Annotated in this window: 20 protein-coding genes; 7 read left to right on the top strand and 13 right to left on the bottom strand. The window is 62.9% G+C overall.

Going from position 1 to position 22,494, the window contains the following annotated elements:
- Positions 1 to 87 precede the first annotated feature (87 nt).
- The 10 genes from LAC81_RS21780 to LAC81_RS21735 all read right to left on the bottom strand — a co-directional run bounded on the left by LAC81_RS21780 (position 88) and on the right by LAC81_RS21735 (position 11,306).
- Positions 88 to 534, bottom strand: coding sequence for an MEKHLA domain-containing protein (locus LAC81_RS21780; protein ID WP_223729277.1), 447 nt, complete (start codon positions 532 to 534; stop codon positions 88 to 90).
- A gap of 111 nt (positions 535 to 645) precedes the next feature.
- The gene (locus LAC81_RS21775) at positions 646 to 1,230 is read right to left on the bottom strand and encodes a tyrosine phosphatase family protein (RefSeq protein ID WP_223729276.1); all 585 of its coding nucleotides are present in this window, start codon (positions 1,228 to 1,230) and stop codon (positions 646 to 648) included.
- 22 nt (positions 1,231 to 1,252) lie between these two features.
- Positions 1,253 to 2,041 (bottom strand): MurR/RpiR family transcriptional regulator, encoded by a 789-nt coding sequence (locus tag LAC81_RS21770; RefSeq protein WP_223729275.1) that lies wholly within the window; start codon positions 2,039 to 2,041, stop codon positions 1,253 to 1,255.
- A 43-nt stretch (positions 2,042 to 2,084) separates the two neighbouring features.
- Entirely contained in the window at positions 2,085 to 2,942 is an 858-nt protein-coding gene (locus LAC81_RS21765) for an inositol monophosphatase family protein (protein WP_223729274.1), read from the bottom strand.
- Positions 2,939 to 4,036 carry an ABC transporter ATP-binding protein gene (locus LAC81_RS21760; protein ID WP_223729273.1) on the bottom strand — a complete coding sequence of 366 codons (1,098 nt, stop codon included), beginning with the start codon at positions 4,034 to 4,036 and terminating at the stop codon, positions 2,939 to 2,941. Before LAC81_RS21760 ends, LAC81_RS21765 begins: the two co-directional genes overlap by 4 nt.
- A gap of 4 nt (positions 4,037 to 4,040) precedes the next feature.
- Complete coding sequence (locus LAC81_RS21755) at positions 4,041 to 5,723, bottom strand: ABC transporter permease (RefSeq protein WP_223729272.1); 1,683 nt, start codon at positions 5,721 to 5,723, stop codon at positions 4,041 to 4,043.
- 36 nt (positions 5,724 to 5,759) lie between these two features.
- The gene (locus tag LAC81_RS21750) at positions 5,760 to 6,779 is read right to left on the bottom strand and encodes an ABC transporter substrate-binding protein (RefSeq protein WP_223729271.1); all 1,020 of its coding nucleotides are present in this window, start codon (positions 6,777 to 6,779) and stop codon (positions 5,760 to 5,762) included.
- A gap of 310 nt (positions 6,780 to 7,089) precedes the next feature.
- The gene (locus tag LAC81_RS21745; RefSeq protein ID WP_223730426.1) at positions 7,090 to 9,180 is read right to left on the bottom strand and encodes a copper-transporting P-type ATPase; all 2,091 of its coding nucleotides are present in this window, start codon (positions 9,178 to 9,180) and stop codon (positions 7,090 to 7,092) included.
- A gap of 214 nt (positions 9,181 to 9,394) precedes the next feature.
- Positions 9,395 to 10,852, bottom strand: coding sequence for a multicopper oxidase family protein (locus LAC81_RS21740; protein ID WP_223730425.1), 1,458 nt, complete (start codon positions 10,850 to 10,852; stop codon positions 9,395 to 9,397).
- A 91-nt stretch (positions 10,853 to 10,943) separates the two neighbouring features.
- The gene (locus LAC81_RS21735; protein WP_223729270.1) at positions 10,944 to 11,306 is read right to left on the bottom strand and encodes a hypothetical protein; all 363 of its coding nucleotides are present in this window, start codon (positions 11,304 to 11,306) and stop codon (positions 10,944 to 10,946) included.
- A gap of 118 nt (positions 11,307 to 11,424) precedes the next feature.
- Here LAC81_RS21735 and LAC81_RS21730 point away from each other — a divergent pair, with 118 nt between their 5' ends.
- Positions 11,425 to 11,985, top strand: a complete 561-nt coding sequence (locus LAC81_RS21730) for a cytochrome c (protein ID WP_223729269.1) — start codon at positions 11,425 to 11,427, stop codon at positions 11,983 to 11,985.
- A gap of 20 nt (positions 11,986 to 12,005) precedes the next feature.
- On the opposite strand, the gene LAC81_RS21725 is transcribed toward LAC81_RS21730, so the two are convergent.
- A complete protein-coding gene (locus LAC81_RS21725; protein WP_223729268.1) occupies positions 12,006 to 12,227 on the bottom strand; it encodes a heavy-metal-associated domain-containing protein in 222 nt (73 codons plus the stop codon).
- A 148-nt stretch (positions 12,228 to 12,375) separates the two neighbouring features.
- Positions 12,376 to 13,578, bottom strand: coding sequence for a chromate efflux transporter (chrA, locus tag LAC81_RS21720; protein ID WP_223729267.1), 1,203 nt, complete (start codon positions 13,576 to 13,578; stop codon positions 12,376 to 12,378).
- 405 nt (positions 13,579 to 13,983) lie between these two features.
- On the opposite strand from chrA, the gene LAC81_RS21715 reads away from it, so the two are divergent.
- The 6 genes from LAC81_RS21715 to LAC81_RS21690 all read left to right on the top strand — a co-directional run bounded on the left by LAC81_RS21715 (position 13,984) and on the right by LAC81_RS21690 (position 20,958).
- Positions 13,984 to 14,643: a TetR/AcrR family transcriptional regulator gene (locus LAC81_RS21715; RefSeq protein ID WP_223729266.1), complete on the top strand. Its 660-nt coding sequence runs from the start codon at positions 13,984 to 13,986 to the stop codon at positions 14,641 to 14,643.
- A 264-nt stretch (positions 14,644 to 14,907) separates the two neighbouring features.
- On the top strand, positions 14,908 to 16,161 hold the full coding sequence (locus LAC81_RS21710; protein ID WP_223729265.1) for a sarcosine oxidase subunit beta family protein: 1,254 nt from the start codon (positions 14,908 to 14,910) through the stop codon (positions 16,159 to 16,161).
- A gap of 9 nt (positions 16,162 to 16,170) precedes the next feature.
- Entirely contained in the window at positions 16,171 to 16,455 is a 285-nt protein-coding gene (locus LAC81_RS21705) for a sarcosine oxidase subunit delta (RefSeq protein WP_223729264.1), read from the top strand.
- Complete coding sequence (locus tag LAC81_RS21700) at positions 16,436 to 19,243, top strand: 2Fe-2S iron-sulfur cluster-binding protein (protein WP_223729263.1); 2,808 nt, start codon at positions 16,436 to 16,438, stop codon at positions 19,241 to 19,243. Before LAC81_RS21705 ends, LAC81_RS21700 begins: the two co-directional genes overlap by 20 nt.
- Positions 19,236 to 19,814: a sarcosine oxidase subunit gamma family protein gene (locus tag LAC81_RS21695; RefSeq protein WP_223729262.1), complete on the top strand. Its 579-nt coding sequence runs from the start codon at positions 19,236 to 19,238 to the stop codon at positions 19,812 to 19,814. The genes LAC81_RS21700 and LAC81_RS21695 overlap by 8 nt, the downstream gene beginning before the upstream one ends.
- A 28-nt stretch (positions 19,815 to 19,842) precedes the next feature.
- Positions 19,843 to 20,958 carry a branched-chain amino acid ABC transporter substrate-binding protein gene (locus LAC81_RS21690; protein WP_223729261.1) on the top strand — a complete coding sequence of 372 codons (1,116 nt, stop codon included), beginning with the start codon at positions 19,843 to 19,845 and terminating at the stop codon, positions 20,956 to 20,958.
- 87 nt (positions 20,959 to 21,045) lie between these two features.
- On the opposite strand, the gene LAC81_RS21685 is transcribed toward LAC81_RS21690, so the two are convergent.
- Complete coding sequence (locus LAC81_RS21685) at positions 21,046 to 22,455, bottom strand: FAD-binding oxidoreductase (RefSeq protein ID WP_223729260.1); 1,410 nt, start codon at positions 22,453 to 22,455, stop codon at positions 21,046 to 21,048.
- Between the last annotated feature and the right edge of the window lie 39 nt (positions 22,456 to 22,494).

The raw sequence follows: 22,494 nt of genomic DNA, 5'->3' as shown, positions 1-22,494 counted from the left end.
GCTACACCCGTTAAGGCGAGTGAAGTCGGAGGTGCTGGCGCCTGCTTCGTTTCCGCTCACGTGCCCGGGCCACCGGCAATGCGCCGATTACAGGTCCTTCCAGGTGTGGAAGACGGCGGCTTGGCCGACGCGGACACCGTCGGAGCGAACAAGCTGCCACACGGTCGCCTCTTCGATCCAGAATCGGCGCCCGGATTTCGCAATCCGAACGCCGCGGTAGTTGTCGATGAAACCCCTGGCGGAGACGGCGTCCAGAAGGCGCTGCCTTTCCTCCCGGTCCGGAGCCTCGGCAGAAAGGCGTGACGGCATCCCGATGAACTCTTCCCAGGCATATCCGAAACAGGCCTGGGCCGTCCTGTTCGCGTAAACGAAGCGCGGGTCTTCGGATCGGTCATGTGCGAGCAAGGCAAACGGAGCGGATTGATAGAGCCATCCGCTATCCGCCGGAGTCTCAACCAGGCTTCTGCCGGTCAGCTGGTGGAAGCTTGCAACCATCAGCGCGGAAATCTCTTCGACGTCAGGCGTGCTCGTCATGCCGTTCCCTTCAGGTGCACCGACGTCGCCAGCGCAGACGCTCGGCAAGGAATTCTAATATCCATGCCGGGCCTTGACGCCGGTGAACCCGGGTCGGGTTGCCTCAAACGCTCAGTCGTGGACGGCCATTTGCAGTTCCGCCTCGCGGCCGAGTGTCGTCATCCACTCGGTGTACTCGGGTCGGCTCTTGATCTGACGACCGTAATGACGGCCAAGCGCTGCATTAAGGTCTCCCCGACGGCCGAGTTGTTCGTCGGCAAAGGCAATCATATGGGAATTCGGCCAGGCTTGCGGGCGGATGGCGGCGAGGCGGGTAAAGAGGCTTTCGCCGGCTTCGTCGGGGTTTGCCTGCGCCATCAGGGTCAGCATGGCTGCCGTCGAGCGCGACACGCCCATATGGCAATGAACCAGGACATGGCTCGCGGCGTCCCGATCTTGCCGCATCAGGAAATCCGTGCCGAAGCGAAGGACGGCTTCAACGTGATCCGGATGGGGCATGACCCGGTTCGGCGCCGCCGTAATGATGTCGTGGAAGCGAAGCGTCGTGCGGTGGTGCTGGCCGTAGGCTCCGAAAGCGTCCAGTTCCGGGAGTTCCGGGTCGACGATCGACAGAACATGGGTCACGTTTCGGCTGCTCTGACCCGGGAGTTCCTCGATACCGCAAACGGTCAGCACTGGAGAGAAAGTCGTTTCCATGTCGTCATCCTTGCATCCGGTTTCATGAAGCGCCTGCCTCGCATCTTCGCGCAAGCAGGGCAAAAAGCACGTCGAGCATCACATACATCGGGGCGCGCCCGGTCGGTACGATGAGGGGATGGGTCGAGGCGCGGTAGGCGTTGAGATTGATGTTTTCGTCGGCGAGGGAAGCGACGACGGAACCGCCGGGAGAGATGGAAACTATACGTGCGCCGGCCTTTTTTGCAATCTCGATATTCGAGATTAGATAGCTGGTGCGGCCCGAAAACGAGAGCACGAAAAGCACGTCCTCTCCCCGAAGACGAGGTGCCGACACCATCTGCAAGGTCGGGTCGGAATAGGCAACGCTTGCTATGCCGAGCGAGGCGAGGCGGTGTTGAGTTTCACCGGCGAGGAAGCCGGAGCCGCCATAGCCGTATACGTCGATGCGGCGGGCCCTGGCGAGCAGATCGACGGCGCGGCGCAGCGTATCGAGGTCAAGATCGTGCCGGGCTTCGCGCAACGATTCTGCGGCGCGGTTGAACACATCGTCGACGAGCCCCGTAAACGGGTCGGCGCCGCTTTCCGCCGGGCTTGCCGGCGCCTGGCGCACGGCGAGCTGCTGGGCGAGCTTCAGGCGGAAGTCCGGAAAGCCGTCGCATTCGAGCCGCCGGCAGAACCGGATGATCGAGGGCTCACTGACATTGGCGATGCGTGCCGCGTCGGTGATCGACCAGGTTATCGCCGTGCTCGGGGTGTCGAGGATCGCCTCGGCGATCCTGCGTTCGGCGGGGGTGAATTGCGAGAGAGACTGCCTGATCAGATCGAGCATGGAGCCCTTCGTTCCGGGATATGGAGACTTTCGAACACGGAGATCACAAGTTGCCGTCTGCCATCAGCTTCGACAGGCAGGACGATTGATAGTCAAAACCGGCCTGCGCCACAACGAGCCTCTTCACCGAACCGAGCGCCTCTTCGCGCGGCTCGAGCGACCGGCCCTCCCGGTCCTGAACGGCGACGAGACCGCCTGCCGCTTCGACGAGCTGGATGCCGGCCGCGATGTCCCAGGCGCTGAACTTCGATTCGTAGGCGACCGCCACGCGTCCGGCAGCCACATATGCAAGGTGCAGTGCGCAGGAGCCGAGACGGCGCACAGCACGGAAGGAATTGACAAGATCGGCATGGGCTTCCTGCGCTGCACGCGAAGGGCGCTCGCCCTCGTAGGGAGCGTTGGTCAGGAGTTCGACCTCACGGTCGCTGCGCCCGCGCAAGAAGGGCTTCACCTCCGCTCCGTTCAAAGTGAGCCGCCCGCCGCTCGCCATGAAGAGCTCCTCACGGATCGGGTCGTAGACGATGCCGCAGACCGGCTCGCCCGCATGATACGCTGCGATCGAGACGCAGAAGAAGGGCAGGCCCGAAGCGAAATTGCTGGTGCCGTCGATCGGGTCGATGATCCAGGTCGTGTCGCCTTCGCCCTGCAGGCCGCCTTCTTCGCCGAGGATGCGGGATGCGGGCAACCGAGACCAGATGATCTCGCAGGCCGTCGCCTCCGCCGCCTTGTCGGAGGCCGTGACGATGTCGAAGAAACCAGCTTTCTGTTGGGTTTGCAGCGTTTCCGGGTTCGCCTCGACGAAACCTTTGCGGGCGACGGCGCCGGCCGCGAGTGCGGCCTCGCGTGCGACTTCTGCGATTGTCTTGTGGAGATCGTGGAGGATGGGCTGGTTGATGGTCATGCTGCTCTTTCCATGGCGTCGGCTTTATTCTGCGGCAGGATCCAGACCGGCCGGCTGTCGATGGAGAGGCGTAGTGTCTGGCCAGCTTCGGCCACGCCCGTCCGGTGGTAATCGTTATCGAGGAAGACGCAATCCTGGCCGTCCAGATCGGTAAGATATTCGACATGAGCGCCCTGGAAGACCACCCGGCGCACCTTCGCCTCAACCGTGCCTTCCGGATCCACGCGAATATGCTCCGGGCGAACCACGCAGCGTACCTCGTCGCCCTGTCTGTAGGCGTGGTCGCCGTATGGAAGCGTCAAGGCGACAGTCGGGGTTATCCGCACCCGAATGCCTGATTGCTCGATGGTTTCGACCTTGCCCGTGAGGATGTTCGCCTTGCCCATGAACTCGGCGACGAAACCGGTGCCGGGGCGGGCGTAGACATTAAGCGGTGTGTCGTCCTGCTCGATGATGCCGTTGCGCATGACCACGACCCGGTCTGATATTGCCATAGCCTCACTCTGGTCGTGGGTGACGTAGAGGCTGGTGATGCCTAGCCGGAGCTGGATGGAGCGCAACTCATCGCGCATGCGCTCGCGCAATTGCGCGTCGAGGTTCGAGAGGGGCTCATCAAAGAGCAATACCTTCGGCTGGGTGACGACGGCGCGTGCGAGCGCCACGCGTTGCTGCTGGCCACCGGAAAGCCGCGAAGGCGAGCGATCGGCATATTGCGCGAGCGCCATTGTTTCGAGGGTGGAATCGACGCGATCCCTCATTTCGTTGCGCGGCAGGTTCAGCAGCCGCACGCCATATTCGACATTCTCGCGCACGCTCATATGCGGAAACAGGGCGTAGCTCTGAAACACCATGCCGACATTGCGTGCATTGACGGGAACGTTCGTAACGTCGCGCCCACCGATGGTGATCGTGCCGTCGCTCGGCGTCTCGAAGCCCGCGAGCATGCGCAGCGTCGTCGTCTTGCCGCAGCCGGACGGTCCGAGCAGGGTAACGAGCGTGCCTTCCTCGATCGTGAGGTTCAGCCGATCGACGGCGGTCGCACCCGCGACGCCCGGGAAGCGCTTGGTGATATTTGAGAAGATGACTTTCGACATGGGCTTACCTCTTCGATGTCGAACTGAGGACGAGTTGCACGGCCGCCAAAATGGCGAGCACGACGAAGACGAGGATGCTGCAATAGGCGGCCGCGACGCCGAGCTTCAGGGTCTCGACCTGGGACAGGATGGTGACGGTAATCAGCGTCCAGTTGGCCGAGACCAGGAAGATCACGGCCGAGAGCGTCGTCAGTGACCGCGTGAAGGCATAGGAGAGGGAGGTGAACAGTGCGGGCTTCAGGAGCGGTAGCGTGACCTGGAAGAAGGTTCGCGTGTTCGAGGCGCCAAGGATGGTGGATGCTTCCTCGATGGACTTGTCTATCTGGCGCAACTGGTTCGACCCGGCCTCGATGCCGACCTGCAGGTTCTTCACCACCATGGCCGCGATGACGATGAAGGCGGTGCCTGTCAAAAGCAACGGCGGCGCGTTGAAGGTGCTCACATAGCCTATGCCGAGAATGGTTCCCGGTGCGGCGAAGGAGACGAGCGTACCCCAGCGCAACAGAAAACTGCCCGGAAAGGCCTTACGGATGAGGAGGTAGGCGATCAGCATTCCGGCAATCGCCGTTACCGGTGTCGCGATGCCTGCAAGGAGCAGTGAATTGCTGAGCGTCTCGAAACCGACCGTGAAGACCGTTGCGTAGTGGGCGATCGTCAGCGTGTTGTCGACGCCCGGCAGCTTCGTGAAGGAAACGTAGATCACCGTCAGATAGAAGGTGAGGATGGCGAGGACGACCGTGTAGCAGAGGATTGCCAGGGGAACGACGACGGCACCCGAAATGCGGATCGTCTGGGCGGTCGGCTTGCCGGTGACGGTAACGTAGCTGCGCTTGCTGACCCAGTAGCGGTGAATGAGGAAGGCCGTCATGGAAGGGATCAGCATGAGGCTGGCGAGGAGCGCGCCTGCCTGCAGGTTGAAGTAGCCGACCATCTGCGAATAGGCCTCGACGGCGAGCGTGTTGAAGTTGCCGCCGATCAGCATCGGATTGCCGAAGTCCTCGACCGACTTGACGAAGACGAGGAGTGTGGAACTGAGGATCGCCGGCGTCACGAGCGGAAGCGTCACCCGCGAAAAAGTCGTCCAGCGCGACGCGCCCAGCGAGGCCGAAGCATCCTCCAGCGCGCTGTCGATCGACTGCAGCATGCCGCGGATGTTGAGATAGGCGATCGGCGTGAAGGCTAGCGACTGGATCAGCACCAGACTGTGGAAGCCATAGACATTGGCGTTGCGGATGCCGAGCAGCTCGCGGGTGATGAGGCCCGAGCGGCCGAACAGGATGACGACGGCCAGCGCCATGACGAAGGGTGGCGAGATGATCGGCAGGAGCGCCACGCCATGCACCAGGATTTTTCCTGGCATGGTGGTGCGCGTCGCGGAAAAGGCGAGCAGGAACCCCACGGCCGTGGCGACGAGCGCCGAAGTTGCGCCAAGCAGCAGCGTATTGAGCAGTGAATCCCAGACAAAGGACTGCGAGAGCGTATTGGCGAGAACAGCAATGTCGAAGCCGTGTTCTGTGACGGCAGCCTGTTTCATGACGGTAAAGATCGGCAGGACCGCGAAGACCAATACCGAAACCGTGACGAGGGCGAAGATGCCGAAGAGCCAGGGGTCTACGACGATCTGGCGAAGGAAGGCCGGCGATGCCCCCGTCCGGCCGGACGGGGTCGCCTGCGAGACGAGGGTCATGTCGGTGCTCCTTGGCGAGCGTTGCTCGGTCGGGCGTTACTTGGCGTCGGCCTTGTGGCGAACGTCGTTTTCGTAGCGTTCCAATAGCCGCGCGCGGTTTTCACCAGCCCAGGTGAAGTCGTAATCGATCATCTTCACGTTGGAGAGGTCGATCTTGGCTTCCGGGTTCTTGTAGCCTGGAACGATCGGGCCTCGGAACGTTGCACCGATGGCGGCCTGGCCCTTGTCCGTCAGCACCCAGTCGAGGAAGGCGGTAGCCCCCTTGGCCTGTTCTTCCGGAGCGTTGGCGATCGCTGCGGCGGCGTTCACCTCGAAGCCGGTGCCTTCTTCCGGGAAGGAGTATCCGACGGGATAGCCCTGGGCGAGCGCCGCCTCGATGTCCTGCGTGTAGGCCATGGCCAGCGCGATTTCGTTGTTGGCGACCATGCGCGAAGGCGCGACGCCCGAGCGGGTATATTGCACGACATTCTTGTCGATATCCTTCATCAACGAGAAGGCCGGTTCTTCGCCATAGAGCTGGACCATGGAGGCGAGTGCTACATAGGCGGTGCCGGAAGAGGCCGGATGGGCAAGCGCGACGCTCTGCTGGAATACTTGCTCTGTGAAGGACTTCCAGCTGGTCGGCGGCTTGGCGCCGATTTCGTCGAGAACGCTCTGGCTATAGGCAAAGACAATCGGCGAGAGCGAGATCGGCGTCCAGCGGGCTTCCTTGTCGGTGTAGCGCGGGTCGACCTTCTCGATACCAGTCGCCTTATGAGCGGCGAGCAGGCCCTCGCTGGCCGCCTGGATGAAATTGTCGGCCGCTCCTGCGAGCCAGAGGCCGGCCTGCGGGTTGCTTTTTTCCGCCCGGATACGGGCGAGGATTTCACCCGCACCGATACGCACGAACTGCGCGTCGATGCCGGTATCCGCCTTGAAGGCTTTCAAAACTGCGCCGCAGTCATCTTCCGACATCGGGCAATAGACGGTCATCCCCGCAGCATTGGCGCTGCCGGTCGAAAGGATATGCGAGCACAGGACTGCGAGCGCTGAAGCCAGCGCAAAACGGCGTGACATGTTGATTTCCTCCAGGTGAACGCAACGGCCCCTGTGAAAGCGTTGATGGGCTCCCAGGTCTCACTCGCCGTGCGTGAGTGTCGGTATAATGAAGGAATCTACATTCGTCAAACAAAATGTAAGAAAGCTACATTCTCGCTTGTCAGTGTAGCATTGCTTCCAAGTGGCCGATGGTGGCGTGCCCTTATCCTTGCCCAGGGCGAACCGCCCTTCAACGCGGCCGCAACATTTGAAGGGCCAGCGGTCGACAAGCGCATGCACCCTTGACGGATTGGGCGCTTGCGCCGGTCTCGCGCGGCGCTCTACGCCCTCATATGCGAGCGCTCCTCAATCTGAGGGCGTTGCCGATTACGCTGACGGATGAGAGTGCCATGGCAGCGGCCGCGATGATGGGCGACAACAGCAACCCAAAGGCCGGGTAGAGCACCCCGGCTGCCAAGGGCACGCCGGCCGCATTGTAGATGAAGGCGAAGAACAGGTTCTGCCGGATATTCGCCATCGTCGCTTGGCTGAGCCGTCGCGCCCGGACGATGCCTTGCAGGTCGCCCTTGAGCAGCGTCACGCCGGCGCTTTCGATCGCAACGTCCGTGCCGGTTCCCATGGCGATGCCGACGTCAGCTGCGGCAAGCGCAGGGGCGTCGTTGACGCCGTCGCCTGCCATGGCGACGATCCTTCCTTCCTTGCGCAGGCGCGTGACGATCTCGCTTTTGTGTTCGGGAAGGACTTCGGCCTCGACTTCTTCGATCCCGAGCTTGCGGGCAACGGCCCTGGCGGTGGTGCGGTTGTCTCCGGTGAGCATCACCACACGCACGTCGTCCTTGATCAGCGCTGCGACTGCTGCCGGTGTCGTTGCCTTGATCGGATCGGAGATTGCAAACAGCCCGCCGAGGCGGCCGTCGATGGCCGCGAAGATGACGGTTGCTCCTTCGTCACGCAGTTCTTCCGCTTTCTGCGACAGGGCCGAGACGTCGACTTTCTCCTCCGACATGATCCGGTGGCTGCCGATGATGAGCCTCCGGCCGTCGACGATACCGGTCACGCCCTTGCCGACCGGGCTGTCGAAGTCTTCGGCAGAGCCGAGTTTCAGGCCGCGCTCGTTGGCGGCATCGACGATCGCACTTGCGAGCGGGTGCTCGCTCGGCCGCTCCAAGGTGGCTGCGAGCCTCAGCAATTCGTCCTCCGTGATGCCGCTAACGGCAACAATCGAAGTGACCATCGGCTTGCCTTCGGTCAAAGTTCCGGTCTTGTCGACCACCAGGGTATCGACCTTCTCGAAACGTTCCAGCGCTTCGGCATTCTTGATCAGCACACTGGCGCCGGCACCCTTGCCGACGCCGACCATGATCGACATCGGCGTGGCGAGGCCGAGAGCGCAGGGGCAGGCGATGATAAGTACCGCCACTGCGGCCACCAGTCCGTGTGCGAAGCGCGGCTCCGGGCCGACCATCATCCAGGTTGCGAAGGCGATGACGGCAATCAGGATGACGACCGGTACGAACCAGCCGGAGACTTGGTCGGCAAGCCGCTGGATCGGCGCGCGCGAGCGCTGCGCCTCGGCGACCATGTGGACGATCCGGGACAGCATGGTGTCTCGGCCGACCTTGCCCGCCTCCATGACGAAGCCGCCGGTCCGGTTCATCGTACCGCCGATCAGCTTTGCGCCAACCTCCTTGGTGACCGGCATCGACTCCCCGGTGATCATGGATTCATCGACCGAACTGCGGCCTTCGAGAAGCGTACCGTCGACCGGGACCTTTTCGCCCGGGCGCACGCGCAACCGGTCGCCGACGGCGACGGCCTCCAGCTCCACGTCCTCGTCGGTGCCGTCGCCGCGGACGCGGCGAGCGGTTTTGGGCGCGAGATCGAGAAGAGCCTTGATCGCACCCCCTGTCTGCTCGCGGGCCTGCAGCTCCAGCACCTGTCCGAGCAGCACCAGCACGGTGATGACAGCGGCCGCCTCGAAATAGATTGCAACTGCTCCCTCGCCGGATCGGAACGTTTCGGGGAACAGGCCCGGGGCAACCGTTGCGGCGACGCTATAGACCCAGGCGACGCCTGTACCCATCGCAATCAGCGTAAACATGTTGAGATGACGGGTGATGAGCGACTGCCAGGCCCGTTCGAAGAATGGAGCGCCGGCCCAAAACACGACCGGCGTCGCCAGGATCAACTGGATCCAGTTCGAGGTCTGCGCGCCAACAAGCATATGCAAATTGGTGAGATGACCTCCCATTTCCAGCGCCAGCACGGGCAGCGCCAGGACCAGCCCGATCCAGAACCGCCGTCGCATGTCGACAAGCTCTGGGCTTGGACCCGTATCGCCGGTGACAACTTCGGGTTCGAGCGCCATGCCGCAGATCGGGCAGTTGCCGGGGCCGAGTTGGCGTACCTGCGGGTGCATGGGGCAGGTGTAGGTTACGCCATCCTGCGTGGAGCCTTGCCCGTCTGCGGGTTTGGAGGGCGTCGCGTTCTGATTGGTATGGTGGTGATGGTCGTGAGCTTCGTGCCGATGATGGTGCTTATGCTCGTCCATGGGATTCCTCCAAATTGGTACTCGCCGACAACAAGGCTAGCGCCCGGCGCCTCCGTCACTGATGACGCCGGGCGTATCCTGGTTACGCGTAGGCGACGAAGGACATCATTCCCGATGCCATGTGATAGAGGTGATGGCAGTGGAGCGGCCAGCGGCCCGGATTGTTTGCGTCGAACACGACGCTAACGCTCCCCATCGGTGGCACAACAACGGTATCCCTCACGGCGCCGCCGATTGCCTTCCCGCCGATGTCGACCACTTGGAAGTGGTGACCGTGCAGATGCATCGGATGGGACATCATCGACATGTTGCGCATGGCGATCTCGACCCTTTCGCCTTCGCGGACATCAAGGCCGTCGCCGCCCTCGATCCGCCAGTCGTAGCCGCTCATGTTGCCCGTCAGAGTGAGCTCGAACCGACGGTCGGCAGGACGAACGGGAAGTGGCGTGGCGGCGGCTATCCGCTCTTCGAGATCGAGCCCGACAATCGGCCCGTGCTCCGTTCCACGCGATGCGATCCTGGCGATCTTTGCACCGGACGGCGCCAGGATGATGCCTGTGCGATGATCCGTGCCTTCGCGCAGCGCGAGGATGGGCTGGGCTCCCGCTGACTTCGGAAGCTCCAGCCGGATATCGAGCCGCTGTCCCATGGAAATCGGGAAACGGTTTCCGGAAACCGGTTGCACCGACTGCCCGTCGACGGCGATCAGCTGTCCGCTGAGTGCGCCGGTGTCGATCGTGAAGGCAGTGGCTGTCGCGCCATTGATGATGCGCAGGCGAATGCGACCTCCGCTCTCGACGGTGACCACTTCCGGATCGTCGAGCGTGCGGTCGTTGGCGAGGTAGGCATCATACTCGATGTCGTTCAGATCCATGGCGGCCATGCCCGGCATTGCCGCTCCGGACATGTGGCCCTGCATGTTGGATGCCATGCCCTGCATCATCGCGCCGTGGTTCATCCCGTGGCCGCCCGCCGATCCCTTGAGTTTGGCGAGCAGTTCCTCGGCCGGCGTGAAGGAGAAGTCATGCAGAAGGATGATCACTTCCTGTTCGTCGCGCTGTCTGTCCTCGGCAGTCCGCACGATCAGCGGCGCGGCCATCAGGTTCTGCTCCTGCAGCGTATGCGCATGCATCCAGTGTGTGCCGCCGGAGCCGACCGGAAACGTGTAGTGCCGGGCCTCATTCGCCTTCAGAGGCGCTGCCGGATTGTCCGGCACGCCGTCCATGTCCCACGGCGGTGCGAGCCCGTGCCAGTGGATAAGCGTTTCTTCGCCGCCCTGATTTGAAAGGGCGACGTCGAGCGGCCCGTCCGCATCGAGCGTCAGGCCGACGGCGCCATCCGGTTGTAGGAGCCCGAACACGTTGGCGGCTTTGCCATTCACCTCGATGACGCGTTTGGTGATCGCAAGCGAACGGGTCCCCGCGCCCGATGACGCTGCCTTGCCGGCCTCAGCCCAGCTCTTGTTTGGATGGAATGCGGTACCCGATGCGGCGACGACAGCGCCCGACATCAGTCCGCCCAGGAATTCACGGCGTTTCATATCCATTACCTCATGTTCCGTGTCGGCCAATGCCGACGAAGATCGCACCGCGGAGTGCGATCGTGGAAGGCAGCCGCCAAGCGACTGCTGTTCATCCGGCGGAACGGGGAGGGCCGATGGCGGGGCGGGAGATGACGCCGTCGATGGGGGCTTGCGGATTAAGGTCTCGGCGGCCGCCCCCGTTCAGGATTACTTCGCCGAGGACTGGAGCCGGGAACAGCGCATAACAGAGGCTGCAGATACGTTTGCAGCACGCTTTCTGGCTGCCTGTTTCCGTATCGGCGTGGAGATCGGTTTTGCCCTGCGGGGAAACGACATGTTCGCTGCGGGTAACGTGTTGCCCGCATTTGAATGGCGCAGCCTCAGCCATCGGCACGAGCAGAAACAGAACGGCGACCACGATGGCCAGCAATTCTGCTGCATGTTTCCGGGCGATCTGGCTGGCGGCGATCATGTTTTCGTCCGACACCTCGTGCTGTATTCAAGCACAGTGCGTGATGCTTGCAAGTCTCGCCTTGACCTTGATCAATCGGCGAAAAGCGCGCGGCTCTCGCGAGGAGGATTGCACCCGAATGTGTTCGAATGCGGCAAAATGGTCCGGGCTCGTCCTGGCAGTGATTGCCTTTGCGGGCTTTTCAACGGCAATGGCGCAGCGCGCGGCCACCGACATCGTTCGCGAGCGGCAGCAGGAGATGAAGACGATGGCAGCTGCCGCCAAGAATATCGATGCCATGTTCAAAGGCGCATCGCCCTATGATGCGAAGGCATTCAAAGCCGCCGCCGAAACCGTTCGAACCTATTCAGGCGAACGACTGGCGCGCTTGTTCGCGGGCACCGTCGCTGCCGAAGGATCAAAGGCCAGCGTCAATATCGAAGCGGAGCGACCGGCGTTCGACAAACTGGCGGCCGAACTCGGTGCTTACGCCGCAGCACTCTCTATCGCGGCAGACCGCAACCCGGATGTCCTTGCTCCCGGTATGCGAATGCCCGGCGGTGATGCGAAGATGGGTGGGCCGCTCGCCAAGAGAAAGACGGCAGCCCCTGACCCGATGTCCATGCCCGCCGAACACGCCTTCCACACGATGCTGCAGGTCTGCACGTCCTGCCACGCAAAGTTCCGTGCGAAAGACTGATCGACCCTGGCAGGCGTGGATCATCCGACGTGGCTGCAGCAGGATTTCTTGAAGGATGCCTTGTAGCCGGCCTCCTCGATCGCTGCGACGAAGCTATCCGAGCCGATCTGAGAGTCGATCGATGCGGTCTTGGCATCGAGATCGACAGCAACCTTGGCGCTGGGATCGACCGACTTTACCGCTTTCTCGACCGCTCCGGCGCAATGTCCGCAGGTCATGTCGGGGATGTTGAGATGGTACATTGGAGACTCCATATGATCTGACGTATCCGAATGTGGGGCTTCCAACGATGGCAAGGTCAAGGGCAAAGCGTGCACAAACAATTCGGTTCTTCCCGGCGAAGAAACTGCGACGGGAAACGCGCCCACCGCGCCTGATGGTCTGCGGAACTCACAGAAGGTGCAGAGCAGTTCCGCCTGCGGCCGTCAGCGCCACAACGATCCACGGTGGCGCCTTCCACACGACGAGCAGAATGAACGCCGTCAGCGCGAGCGCGAAATCGTAGGAGTTCAGCACGGCGCTGGTCCAGACCGGACTGTAGAGCGCCGCGCCGAGGATGCCGACCACGGCTGCGTTTGCGCCGCGCATCGCAGCCTGTACGAGCTGGCGTTTGCGGAAACTGTCCCAGAAGGGAAGGGCGCCGATGAGCAGCAGAAAGCCGGGCAGGAAAATCGCGACAAGGCAGATGGCCGCGCCGAGAATGCCGTTCGGAGCGGGCCCCATGACCGCACCGAGATAGGCTGCAAAGGTGAAGAGCGGGCCTGGAACGGCCTGGGCCGCGCCGTAGCCGGCAAGGAAAGCATCATTGGAAATCCAGCCCGGAGCGACCACTTCGGCCTGCAGCAACGGCAGGACCACATGTCCGCCGCCAAAGACGAGAGAGCCGGAGCGGTAGAAGGCGTCGAAGAGCGCCCAGTTCTGGGAAACTGCCGCAAGGATCGGCAGAAGGCCGAGCAAAGCGAAGAAAGCGACGAGGCAGATGATGCCGACCGGTCGTGTGACGCGAAAGCTGAAATGTGTGGATCCCGTGACCGGGTCGTTGCGGCACAGCATGGCACCGGCGAGCGCACCGAATGTGATCGCCGCGATTTGCCCGACCGCACCCGCCGCAAACACGACGATCAGCACGGAGGCAAGGGCAATGCTGGCGCGTTCGCGGTCCGGCGTGAGGCTCTTTGCCATGCCCCATACAGCCTGGGCCACGACCGCGACGGCCACAACCTTCAGCCCGTGCAACAGGCCCGTTCCGATCGGGCCGCCGAAGGTGGTCGCCGCCATGGCAAAAGCGATCAGCAGCAGCGCGGACGGCAGGGTAAAAGCGGCCCAGGCGGCGAGCGCGCCGAGCGGACCACCACGCAGGAGGCCGAGCGCAAAGCCGACCTGGCTTGAGGCCGGGCCGGGCAGGAACTGGCATAGCGCGACGAGATCCGCATAGCCGGCCTCGTCGATCCACTTGCGACGCACCACCAATTCGTCTCGGAAGTAGCCGAGGTGCGCGATCGGCCCGCCGAACGACGTCAGCCCCAGCTTCAAGAAAGCGCCGAAGACTTCGGTCGGCGTGCCCTGGCGCGGTCTTGCTGCCTGCTCATGCATTGTTTTCGCCGATGACCCCACCAACAACTCCCAGGCTCTGCTGCGACTCCAGCTCGTTCGATGCCGCAACCGGATGTCGCCTTCGGCGGCGGCCGTTCTCGCCTCTGTCTGACGTGTGTGCGGACCGCCCAGTTAGCGGATATTGAAACTCGATATCGGAACCGACTGCGGAAGCAATGGGTCGAATTTCATTCCGCCGGTCAAACAGGGTGCCGAGATATCGTGGGCTTCGGTGACAGGCGTGTGAATGTGAAGGTTTCGTATCGGATGATTTTCCGTGTGCAGGCGATGGCCGTGGATGCTTGGGGACGCGATGTGCACCCTAGCAGCTTGATCTCGCTTCCGCTTTGGGCAACATCAGGACCAGATCCGCAAACTGCCGGGCGGTTCGGCCAAGGAGAGATGGTGAGTGTAAAGAAGCCCCGTGGGGCAAAAGTGGAGGCGACGAAGCAGGCTGGTCGCATGACCCGGGAGGCCTGGATCGATGCCGGCATTGATGCCCTGATCGAAGAGGGTATCGCCAATGTGAAGATCCAGGTCATGGCCAAGAAACTCGCGGTTTCCCGGTCGAGCTTCTATTGGTTCTTTGCCGATCTGCAGGCGCTGCACGGGGAGTTGCTGGAGCACTGGCTCACCAAGAACACCAGCCCGATCCTCGAGCGGGCGCTGCGCCCAGCGGCCACCGTAACGAAGGCGGTCTGCCATATCTTCGAGTGCTGGGTCGACCCGTCGATGTTCGATCCGCGGCTCGACGCGGCCGTCAGGTCCTGGGGGCAGGTGGATGCCGTGGTTCGCGGCGTGGTCGACCAGGCGGACGACCAGCGCGTCGATGCGATCACCCGCATGTTTCAGCGGTACGGATACCCCGAGGAAGAGGCCTTCATCCGGGCCCGCGTGCTCTATTTCACGCAAGTCGGCCACTTTACGCTTGGAATACGTGACGGTCGCGAAATGCGCTTGCGGTTGCTTCGCCCCTACCTCCTCAGCTTCACCGGTCGTCTTCCTTCCGATGAAGAAGTCGAGTCGTTCACCGCAGTCATGCGACGCGTTCAACCCGATAGTTGAGTCAAAATGGACATGTCTGTACACACTGAAGTTCGCCGTTTTGCCATAATATGCCGAACGACTGGGCAGGAGCGTGCTTTCAGGCGTCGTTGGTGACGCGATCGTCTAGACATTTGTGTCTAGAATCATTATTGATGCCCGTATGGATCGGGCGCGCGGGATCACGGATGCGCCGGTTCCTCCATCGCGAGGGCATACAATGCAGCAGCCAGCTTTGTCAGCCGATCCGTCAGATGCCGCGCGCTCAGGCAGTGGTGCCTCCAGATGACGCGGCGCTATTCCGCCGTTTCGCTTTTCAAGGAAGGTCTCAACGCCCAGAAGGGTTGGCAAAAGGCATGGCGCTCTCCCGAGCCGAAACCGCGCTATGACATCCTGATCATTGGTGGCGGCGGTCACGGTCTCGCGACCGCCTACTATCTCGCCAAGAACCACAATATTCGCAACATCGCGGTCATCGAGAGGGGATGGCTTGGCGGCGGCAACACCGGGCGCAACACGACGGTCGTACGCTCGAACTACTTCTTCCCGGAGAGCACCGCGCTCTACGAAATGGCCCTCCGCCTCTATGAGACGCTGGGGCGTGACCTCAACTACAACATCATGCTCTCGCAGCGAGGCATCATCACCTTGGCGCACAGCGAGGCCGAGATGGAAATGGCGGCGCGCACGGTCAACGCCATGCAGATCAACGGTACGGACGCCGAGCTGTTTGACGTCGACGACGTGCGCGGCGTGCTGCCGTTGATCAATCTCTCGCCCGAGGCGCGCTATCCGGTCTTCGGCGGCGTGTGGCAGGGAAGGGCCGGGACGGCGCGGCACGATGCCGTCGCCTGGGGATATGCGCGCGCTGCCGACAGGCTGGGCGTCGACATCATCCAGTCGTGCGAGGTCGGGGAGTTCCTCGTCGAGGGAGGCCGCTGCCGCGGTGTGAAGACAAGCCGCGGCGAAATCCGGGCTGACCGCGTGGCCATGGTCGTGGCCGGAAATTCCTCTCATCTCGCCGCAAAGGCAGGCTTCCGTTTGCCGATAACCTCCTACGCTCTGCAAGCCTGCGTCTCCGAGCCGATCAAACCGGCGCTCGATACGGTCGTGCTTTCTCCGGCGACCGGCACCTATGCGAGCCAGTCGGACAAGGGAGAGCTCGTCATCGGCGGCGGCCTAGATCGGGTCCCGTCCTATGGGCAGCGCGGCAACCTTCCGGTTCTCGAACACGTCGTTTCGGGGCTGCTTGAAATGTTCCCGAGCTTCCGGCAGCTCCGGCTGATGCGGCAATGGGCGGGCATCGTCGATGTCACGCCGGATTCTTCGCCGATCCTGGGGGAGAGCCCGTTGCCGGGCCTCTTCATGAATTGCGGTTGGGGCACGGGCGGCTTCAAGGCCATCCCCGCCGGCGGCACTCTGCTCGCCCATCTGCTCGCCACCGGAAAACACCACGACGTCAGCCGTCCATTCGATCTCGACCGCTTCGCGCGTGGCCGCCTGATCGACGAAGCGGCCGGCTCCGGCATCGCGCACTAGGAGGACGGAATGCAACTTTTTCCATGCCCGTTCTGCGGCCCAAGGAACGAGAGCGAGTTTCACTTCGGCGGCGACGCCGGAAATCTGCGCCCGGAAGGTTTTCGCGATGTGACTGATGGTCAATGGACCGCCTATCTGCATGAGCGCAACAACCTGCGGGGGCCGGCAAACGAGATCTGGATGCACATGACCTGTGGCGAGGTGTTCAGCATGGAGCGCGATACCGTGCACCACGGGGTGGCGCAGGCGATTGCGCTAGCGAATGGAGGCGGCGATGACGGCATGGCGCACTGAAGACGGCACGGCCATCGACAGGACACGGCCGCTGCGGTTTACCTTTGATGGCAGGGTGGTCGAGGCTTACACCGGTGATACCGTTGCCTCGGCATTGCTTGCCAACGGCGTGGCCGTTGTCGGCCGCAGCTTCAAGTACCACCGCCCGCGCGGGCTCTGGGGTGCCGGGGTCGAGGAACCGAACGCACTCGTCGACATCGCAGGCGGCATGCCAAACGGCCGGGCGACACAGATCCTCGCCGCGGACGGTATGGTCGTTCGCTCCGTCAATGCCGAGCCGAGCGCCGCGAACGACCGTCATGCCTTCCTCGACGCGTTCTCGCGCTTCATTCCGGCCGCGTTCTACTACAAGACCTTCATGTTTCCCGACTGGCACCGGTTCGAGCCCCGCATCCGGCAGATGGCGGGCCTCGGAACCCTGGACACGAATGCCGATGGGCCAGGACTTGCCGAACAGATCAACCATCATTGCGACGTGCTGGTAATTGGCGCCGGGCCGTGGGGCCTTGATGCGGCGCGGTCCGCTTTGCGCGCCGGCCGCCGTGTCGTGCTCTGCGACGACGGTGCCCGGGCCGGCGGCAGCCTGCTCTTCCACGAGGGGCAGATGGAAGGAAAGCCAGGCGCCGAGTGGGCTGAAAATGTCGTTGAGGAACTGGAACGGGCCGGCGCGCTCGTGCTTACCGGCACCACGGCCTTCGGCATTTATGACCACGGTCTGGTTGGCCTGAACCAACGGGGTGTCGACGGTGTGCCGGACCGGCTATTCCGTATCCGTGCGAAATCGATCGTGCTTGCGACCGGCGCCATCGAACGGCCGCTGCCCTTCGGCAACAACGACTTGCCGGGCATCATGTCCGCGGAAGCCGCGCTCGTCTATCTCCGTCGCTTCGGTGTTGCGGCCGGCCGTAAGGTTGTGGTCGCAACGAACAACGGGCTCGCCTACGAGACGGCGGAGGCGCTCGCTGCCGCAGGCGCCGACGTCACGGTCGTCGACTATCGCACGATGCGTCAGGTCTGCTCGGGGATACGCGTCCTGCAGGGGCGCACGGTCAGATCTGCGAGCGGCAAGGGTGCCGTCAATGCCGTGCTGCTTTCTGATGGCAGCACGCTTGAGGCCGACGCGGTGCTCGTCTCGGGCGGCTTCACGCCGACGGTCCATCTCTATTGTCAGGCGCAGGGCAAACTCGACTGGCGTGACGATATTCTCGCCTTCGTCCCCGGCCGGCCTGTTGCTGGCGTGGAGGTGATCGGCGCAGCGGCGGGTGATTTCTCTCTTCCGCTGGAGCTTGCTGGTGATACCAGGAGGGCCCTCGACATCGTCGCCGCCTGGCCGAAGCCCGATGCGAAAGAACGGGTCTGGATCGATCTGCAGAACGATGTCACGGCCAAGGACGTGGAACTGGCTGTCCGGGAGAACTTTGTCTCGGTCGAGCACCTGAAGCGTTACACCACGCTCGGCATGGCGACCGACCAGGGTAAAACGTCCAACGTCAACGGCCTGGCCTTGATGGCTGAACTGACCGGTCGACGGATTCCGGATGTCGGCACGACCACCTATCGCCCGCCCTTTACGCCGGTACCGCTCGCCTCCTTCGCAGGTGCTCGTTCCGGAACCCGGATGAACCCGCTGCGCCGGCTGCCGCTCGAAAAGGAACATAGGGCCGAAGGTGCGGTGTTTCGCGAATATGGCGGCTGGCTTCGCCCGGCCTTCTATGGTGCAGGCCCGTCGGAAGAACGCATCCAGGAAGAGGCCAGGGCGGCGCGCGACGGCGTCGCGCTCTTCGACGGTTCGCCGCTCGGCAAGATCGAGGTGCTCGGGCCGGATGCCGCGTCTTTCCTCGATTTCATCTATTACAACACCGTCTCGACCCTTGGAGCAGGACGGTGCCGCTACGGCTTCATCCTTACCGAAGCCGGCAATGTCTATGATGACGGGGTGCTGGTGAGGCTGGACGAGAACCACTTCATTGTTTCGTGCTCCTCGTCGCATGTTGCCGGGGTTCATGCCCTCCTGGAAGAATGGCGGCAGGATCGTTTCGATCGCCGGCGGGTGTTCATCCATGACGCGACCTCGGAGATGGCGACGCTGACAATCACCGGGCCCCGTGCGCGGGCGTTGCTGGAAACGATAGACCTTGGGGTCCTGCTCGACGACCAGACACTGCCGCATATGGCCGTCGCCTCAGGCATCTTCGAAGGGACGCCTGTGCGGGTCGCGCGCATCAGCTTCACCGGTGAGCGCTCCTACGAAATCTCCGTGCCGGCCGACCTGGCCGGGGCTCTCTGGTCGCGACTGCGGCGCGAAGGGGAGGACTTCGGTGTCACCTTGCTCGGCCTCGAAGCCCTGATGATCCTGCGCGCGGAGAAGGGCTACATCGTAATCGGCAAGGATACGGACGGCACGAGCCGGCCGATGGATTTCGGACTGACGGCTCCGCTTGAGAAGAAGAAGGTTGAGTTCCTTGGTCGCCGCTCGCTGATCACGGAGGATGCCCAGCGTCCGGACCGGCGGCAATTCGTCGGGCTCGAAATCGTCGATGGCAAAGGCGTGCTGCCGACCGGTGCGCACGGGATCGAGCGTAATTCTAGCGGCATCCGCAGTGCCGGCTTTGTCACCTCAAGCTATTTCAGCCCTGTGTTGCAGCGGCCGATTGCGCTCGGGCTCATCGAGCGTGGGCTTTCGCGTATGGGAGAGATCGTCGAGTTTCAGCATCTGCGGGAGCTACGGCGCGCCCGGATCGTCGCCCCTTGCGCCTTCGACACGGATGGAGGTCGCCTCCATGCTTGACAATTCGCGTAAGTGGAAGCCTGAGCCTGATTGGAACAGTGCCTGCCTGACAGGTCGAGCGGTCGACGTGCGTGCCGTCTCCGGGCTGACGCAGCATCTCGTCAGCGGCGATATCGAGCGATTTCGCGAGCGCCATGGTCTTGCCAAGGATATCGGCGCGTTGGGTCTCGCCACGGGCGAGCGCTATGCCGTGCGCGTCGCGCGCGACCGGTTGCTTGTGGTCGGATTGCAGGCGTCCGAGTGTGCGGCGGGCTGGCATCAGGACGGTTATGGAGTAACCGCACTCGGTTCGGCACAGCGTGTTTTTGAAGCGCGGGGGGAGGGCGTGCGGGATCTCCTGGCGCGGGCGACGACGATCGACCCCGACAATGCCGGCCCCTGCGCCGCCTTGCAGTTTTGCGGCCTGACCTGCAGTGTCTATTTCCACGGAGACACGCAAGCGTTGCGTGTTCACGTCGACCGAGGGCTTGCTGCCTATCTATGGGAATGGCTCGAATGCCAGCCGCTCTTTTGCGAAAAGACCGGTGGGTTCGAGAATGAAGATTTCGTGTTGGAGGAGTGCACCGCGTGAAAGCGGGCAACAAAAGGGAGTTGAGACAATGAGACGTATTCTGATTATCGGCACGGCCCTCGGCCTGCTCATGGGGACAGCCGCGCGTGCGGATGATCTGACGTTTGCCGTGGCAGGCCCGCTGACCGGGCCGCTCGCCACGATCGGCGATCAGTTCAGGCAGGGCGCTCAGGCGGCTGCAGACGCGATCAACGCCAAGGGTGGCGTGCTTGGCCGCCAGGTCAAGCTGCAGTTCGAAGACGACCAGTGCGACCCGAAGCAGGCGGTTTCGGTTGCCAACCGGATCGCGGCAAGCGGCATCAGCTTTGTCGATGGCCACGCCTGCTCGGGTTCCAGCATTCCGGCATCCGCTGTTTATGCCGAGAACGGCACGTTGATGATGAGCCCGGCCTCGTCCAACCCGGTCATGACGGATGATGCGGCGGCCAAGGGCTGGACCAACATCATGCGTCTCTACACCCGTGACGACGCGCAGGGCGCCTTCATAGGCCCATGGATCGCCAAGGAATATGCTGGCAAGAACGTTGCAGTTCTGCACGACAAGACCGCCTATGGCCAGGGTGTTGCCAATGCGGTGCGCGCTACGATGAACGAAAGTGGCCTGAAGGAGGTCCTCTATGAAGGCATCAACGCGGGTGAGAAGGACTACAACGCGCTCGTGACGAAGCTGAAAGAGGCCAAGGCCGATGTGGTCTATTTTGGCGGATACCATCCGGAAGCCGGCCTGATGCTGCGCCAGGCCGCGGAGCAGAAGTACAAATTCCAGCTGATCATGCCGGACTCGATCGCCTCGCCGGAATTCTGGCAGGTCGCGGGCCCGGCGGGCGAGGGCACGCTTTTCGTTTTCCCGTCCGATCCGCAGTCCAAGCCTGAGGCGAAGGAGGCGGTAGCCAAGATTCAGGCCGGCGGCTTCAAGCCCGAAGGCTTCACGCTCTTCTCCTACGCGGTCATTCAAGCATTCGCGCAGGGCATCGAGCGTGCCGGTTCGGACGATCCGACGAAGGTTGCAGAGGCTCTGAAGAACGGCCAGCCGATCGATACTGTCGTCGGTTCGGTGGCCTTCGACGAAAAGGGCGACCTCAAGGATGCCAGCTACGACATCAACCGCTGGAGCAACGGCGCCTACGCGCCGATCGCCAACTAACTGGCCCAATAATTCGAGGCGGCGAGTTGATCTCGCCCGCCTCGAGAAATCCGCTCGTCGGCGAGAGACGCGCCGGGAGCGCCTGCCTCAGGGAGAAACCGGAAGCAGAACCTTGCCGGGATTGAGGATCGCGGCAGAGTCGAGCGTTTCCTTCACGCGATGCATCAGCGCCAGTTTCACAGCGCCTGAGATATCCGACAATTGCCTGACGCGCTTGATGCCGATCCCGTGTTCGGCGGAGAACGCTCCGCCGATCCCCCCGATATCTCTGTAAAGGATCGTCTCGATTGCCTTGACCTTTTCGGCTGGGATATCGCTGCCGGCGGCATTGAGGACGATATGGAGATTTCCGTCGGCGAGATGGCCGAACAGGTAGGGGTCGAGGGCAGCATCCAGTTCCCGCAGCCCCTCAAGGCAACGCTCGAGATAGGCGCCGATCTCCGAAAGCGGGACCGAGACATCGTAGGATGGCGCGCTCGGATGTTTTCGATAGATCAGGTCCGTATCTTCGCGCAGGCGCCAGAGATCGACCTCCTGCGCGCCCGAAGAGGCGATCACGGCCGAGGCGTCGGGATGATCGGCGATGACGTCCTCGTAGATACGTCCCAGTTCCGCCTGCAACGCGTCCTCTTCCGTCCCGCCGAGAGAGACCAAGAGGTTGATCGGATGGTCGGTCCTGTAGTCCACGGCCGACCAGGACTGATGGCCGGACGTCAGGCGGAAAAAGGTATTCCAGATCGCCTCCGCTGCCCGCAGTTGACCGTATTCGGCGTCGAGGCCGCGACGGACGACCGCGAGTGCCGCATCCACGGACGGCAGACCGAAGAGGACCGTGGCGGTGGCTGCCGGCTGGGGTTCGAGCTTGACGGCAATGCGCGTGATGATGCCGAGCGTGCCTTCCGCTCCGACAAAGAGATGTTTCAGGTCGTAGCCGGCGGCATTCTTCACGACCCGGGTCATATCCGAGTAGATGGAGCCATCGGCAAGCACGGCCTCCATACCGAGAATGCGATGCCGCATCACCCCGAAGCGAAAGGCGGCAATGCCCCCGGCGTTGGTGGACGCCATCCCGCCGATCGTAGCCGACCCACGCGACGGCAAATCGATCCCTGTTTCAAGTCGATGTACGGCCGCCGCTGCTTGCAGCGCCTGCAGCGTAACGCCGGCTTCCACCACGGCAACGCGCTCGATCGGCGAGATATGCAGGATGCAATTGAGGCGGGCGGTCGAGAGCACCAGCTCGCCCGGCCTGGATACGGCACCGCCGACGAGCCCGGTTCGTCCCCCATGAGTAACGAGCGGAACGCCGTGCGCGCGGCAACATTTGACGACCGCCGCAATTTCGTCGGCCGTTCTGGGGAACACGACTGCGCGCGCCCCCAGATTTTCGGGCGCCACTCCGTAGTCGATCGTGGAGATGGCCTCTCCGTCCTTGAAATTTCCGTCACCGACAATTCTCAGAATTTCGGCTTTGAACGCGGGCTTGAGGCAATCCATGCGATACGACCTGCGGGTTGATGTCTGAAGTTTTTCAGA

Source organism: Ensifer adhaerens (assembly GCF_020035535.1).
GTDB lineage: Bacteria > Pseudomonadota > Alphaproteobacteria > Rhizobiales > Rhizobiaceae > Ensifer.
Note: the sequence above shows the minus strand (reverse complement) of the source record. Positions and strands in the feature narration are given on the sequence as shown.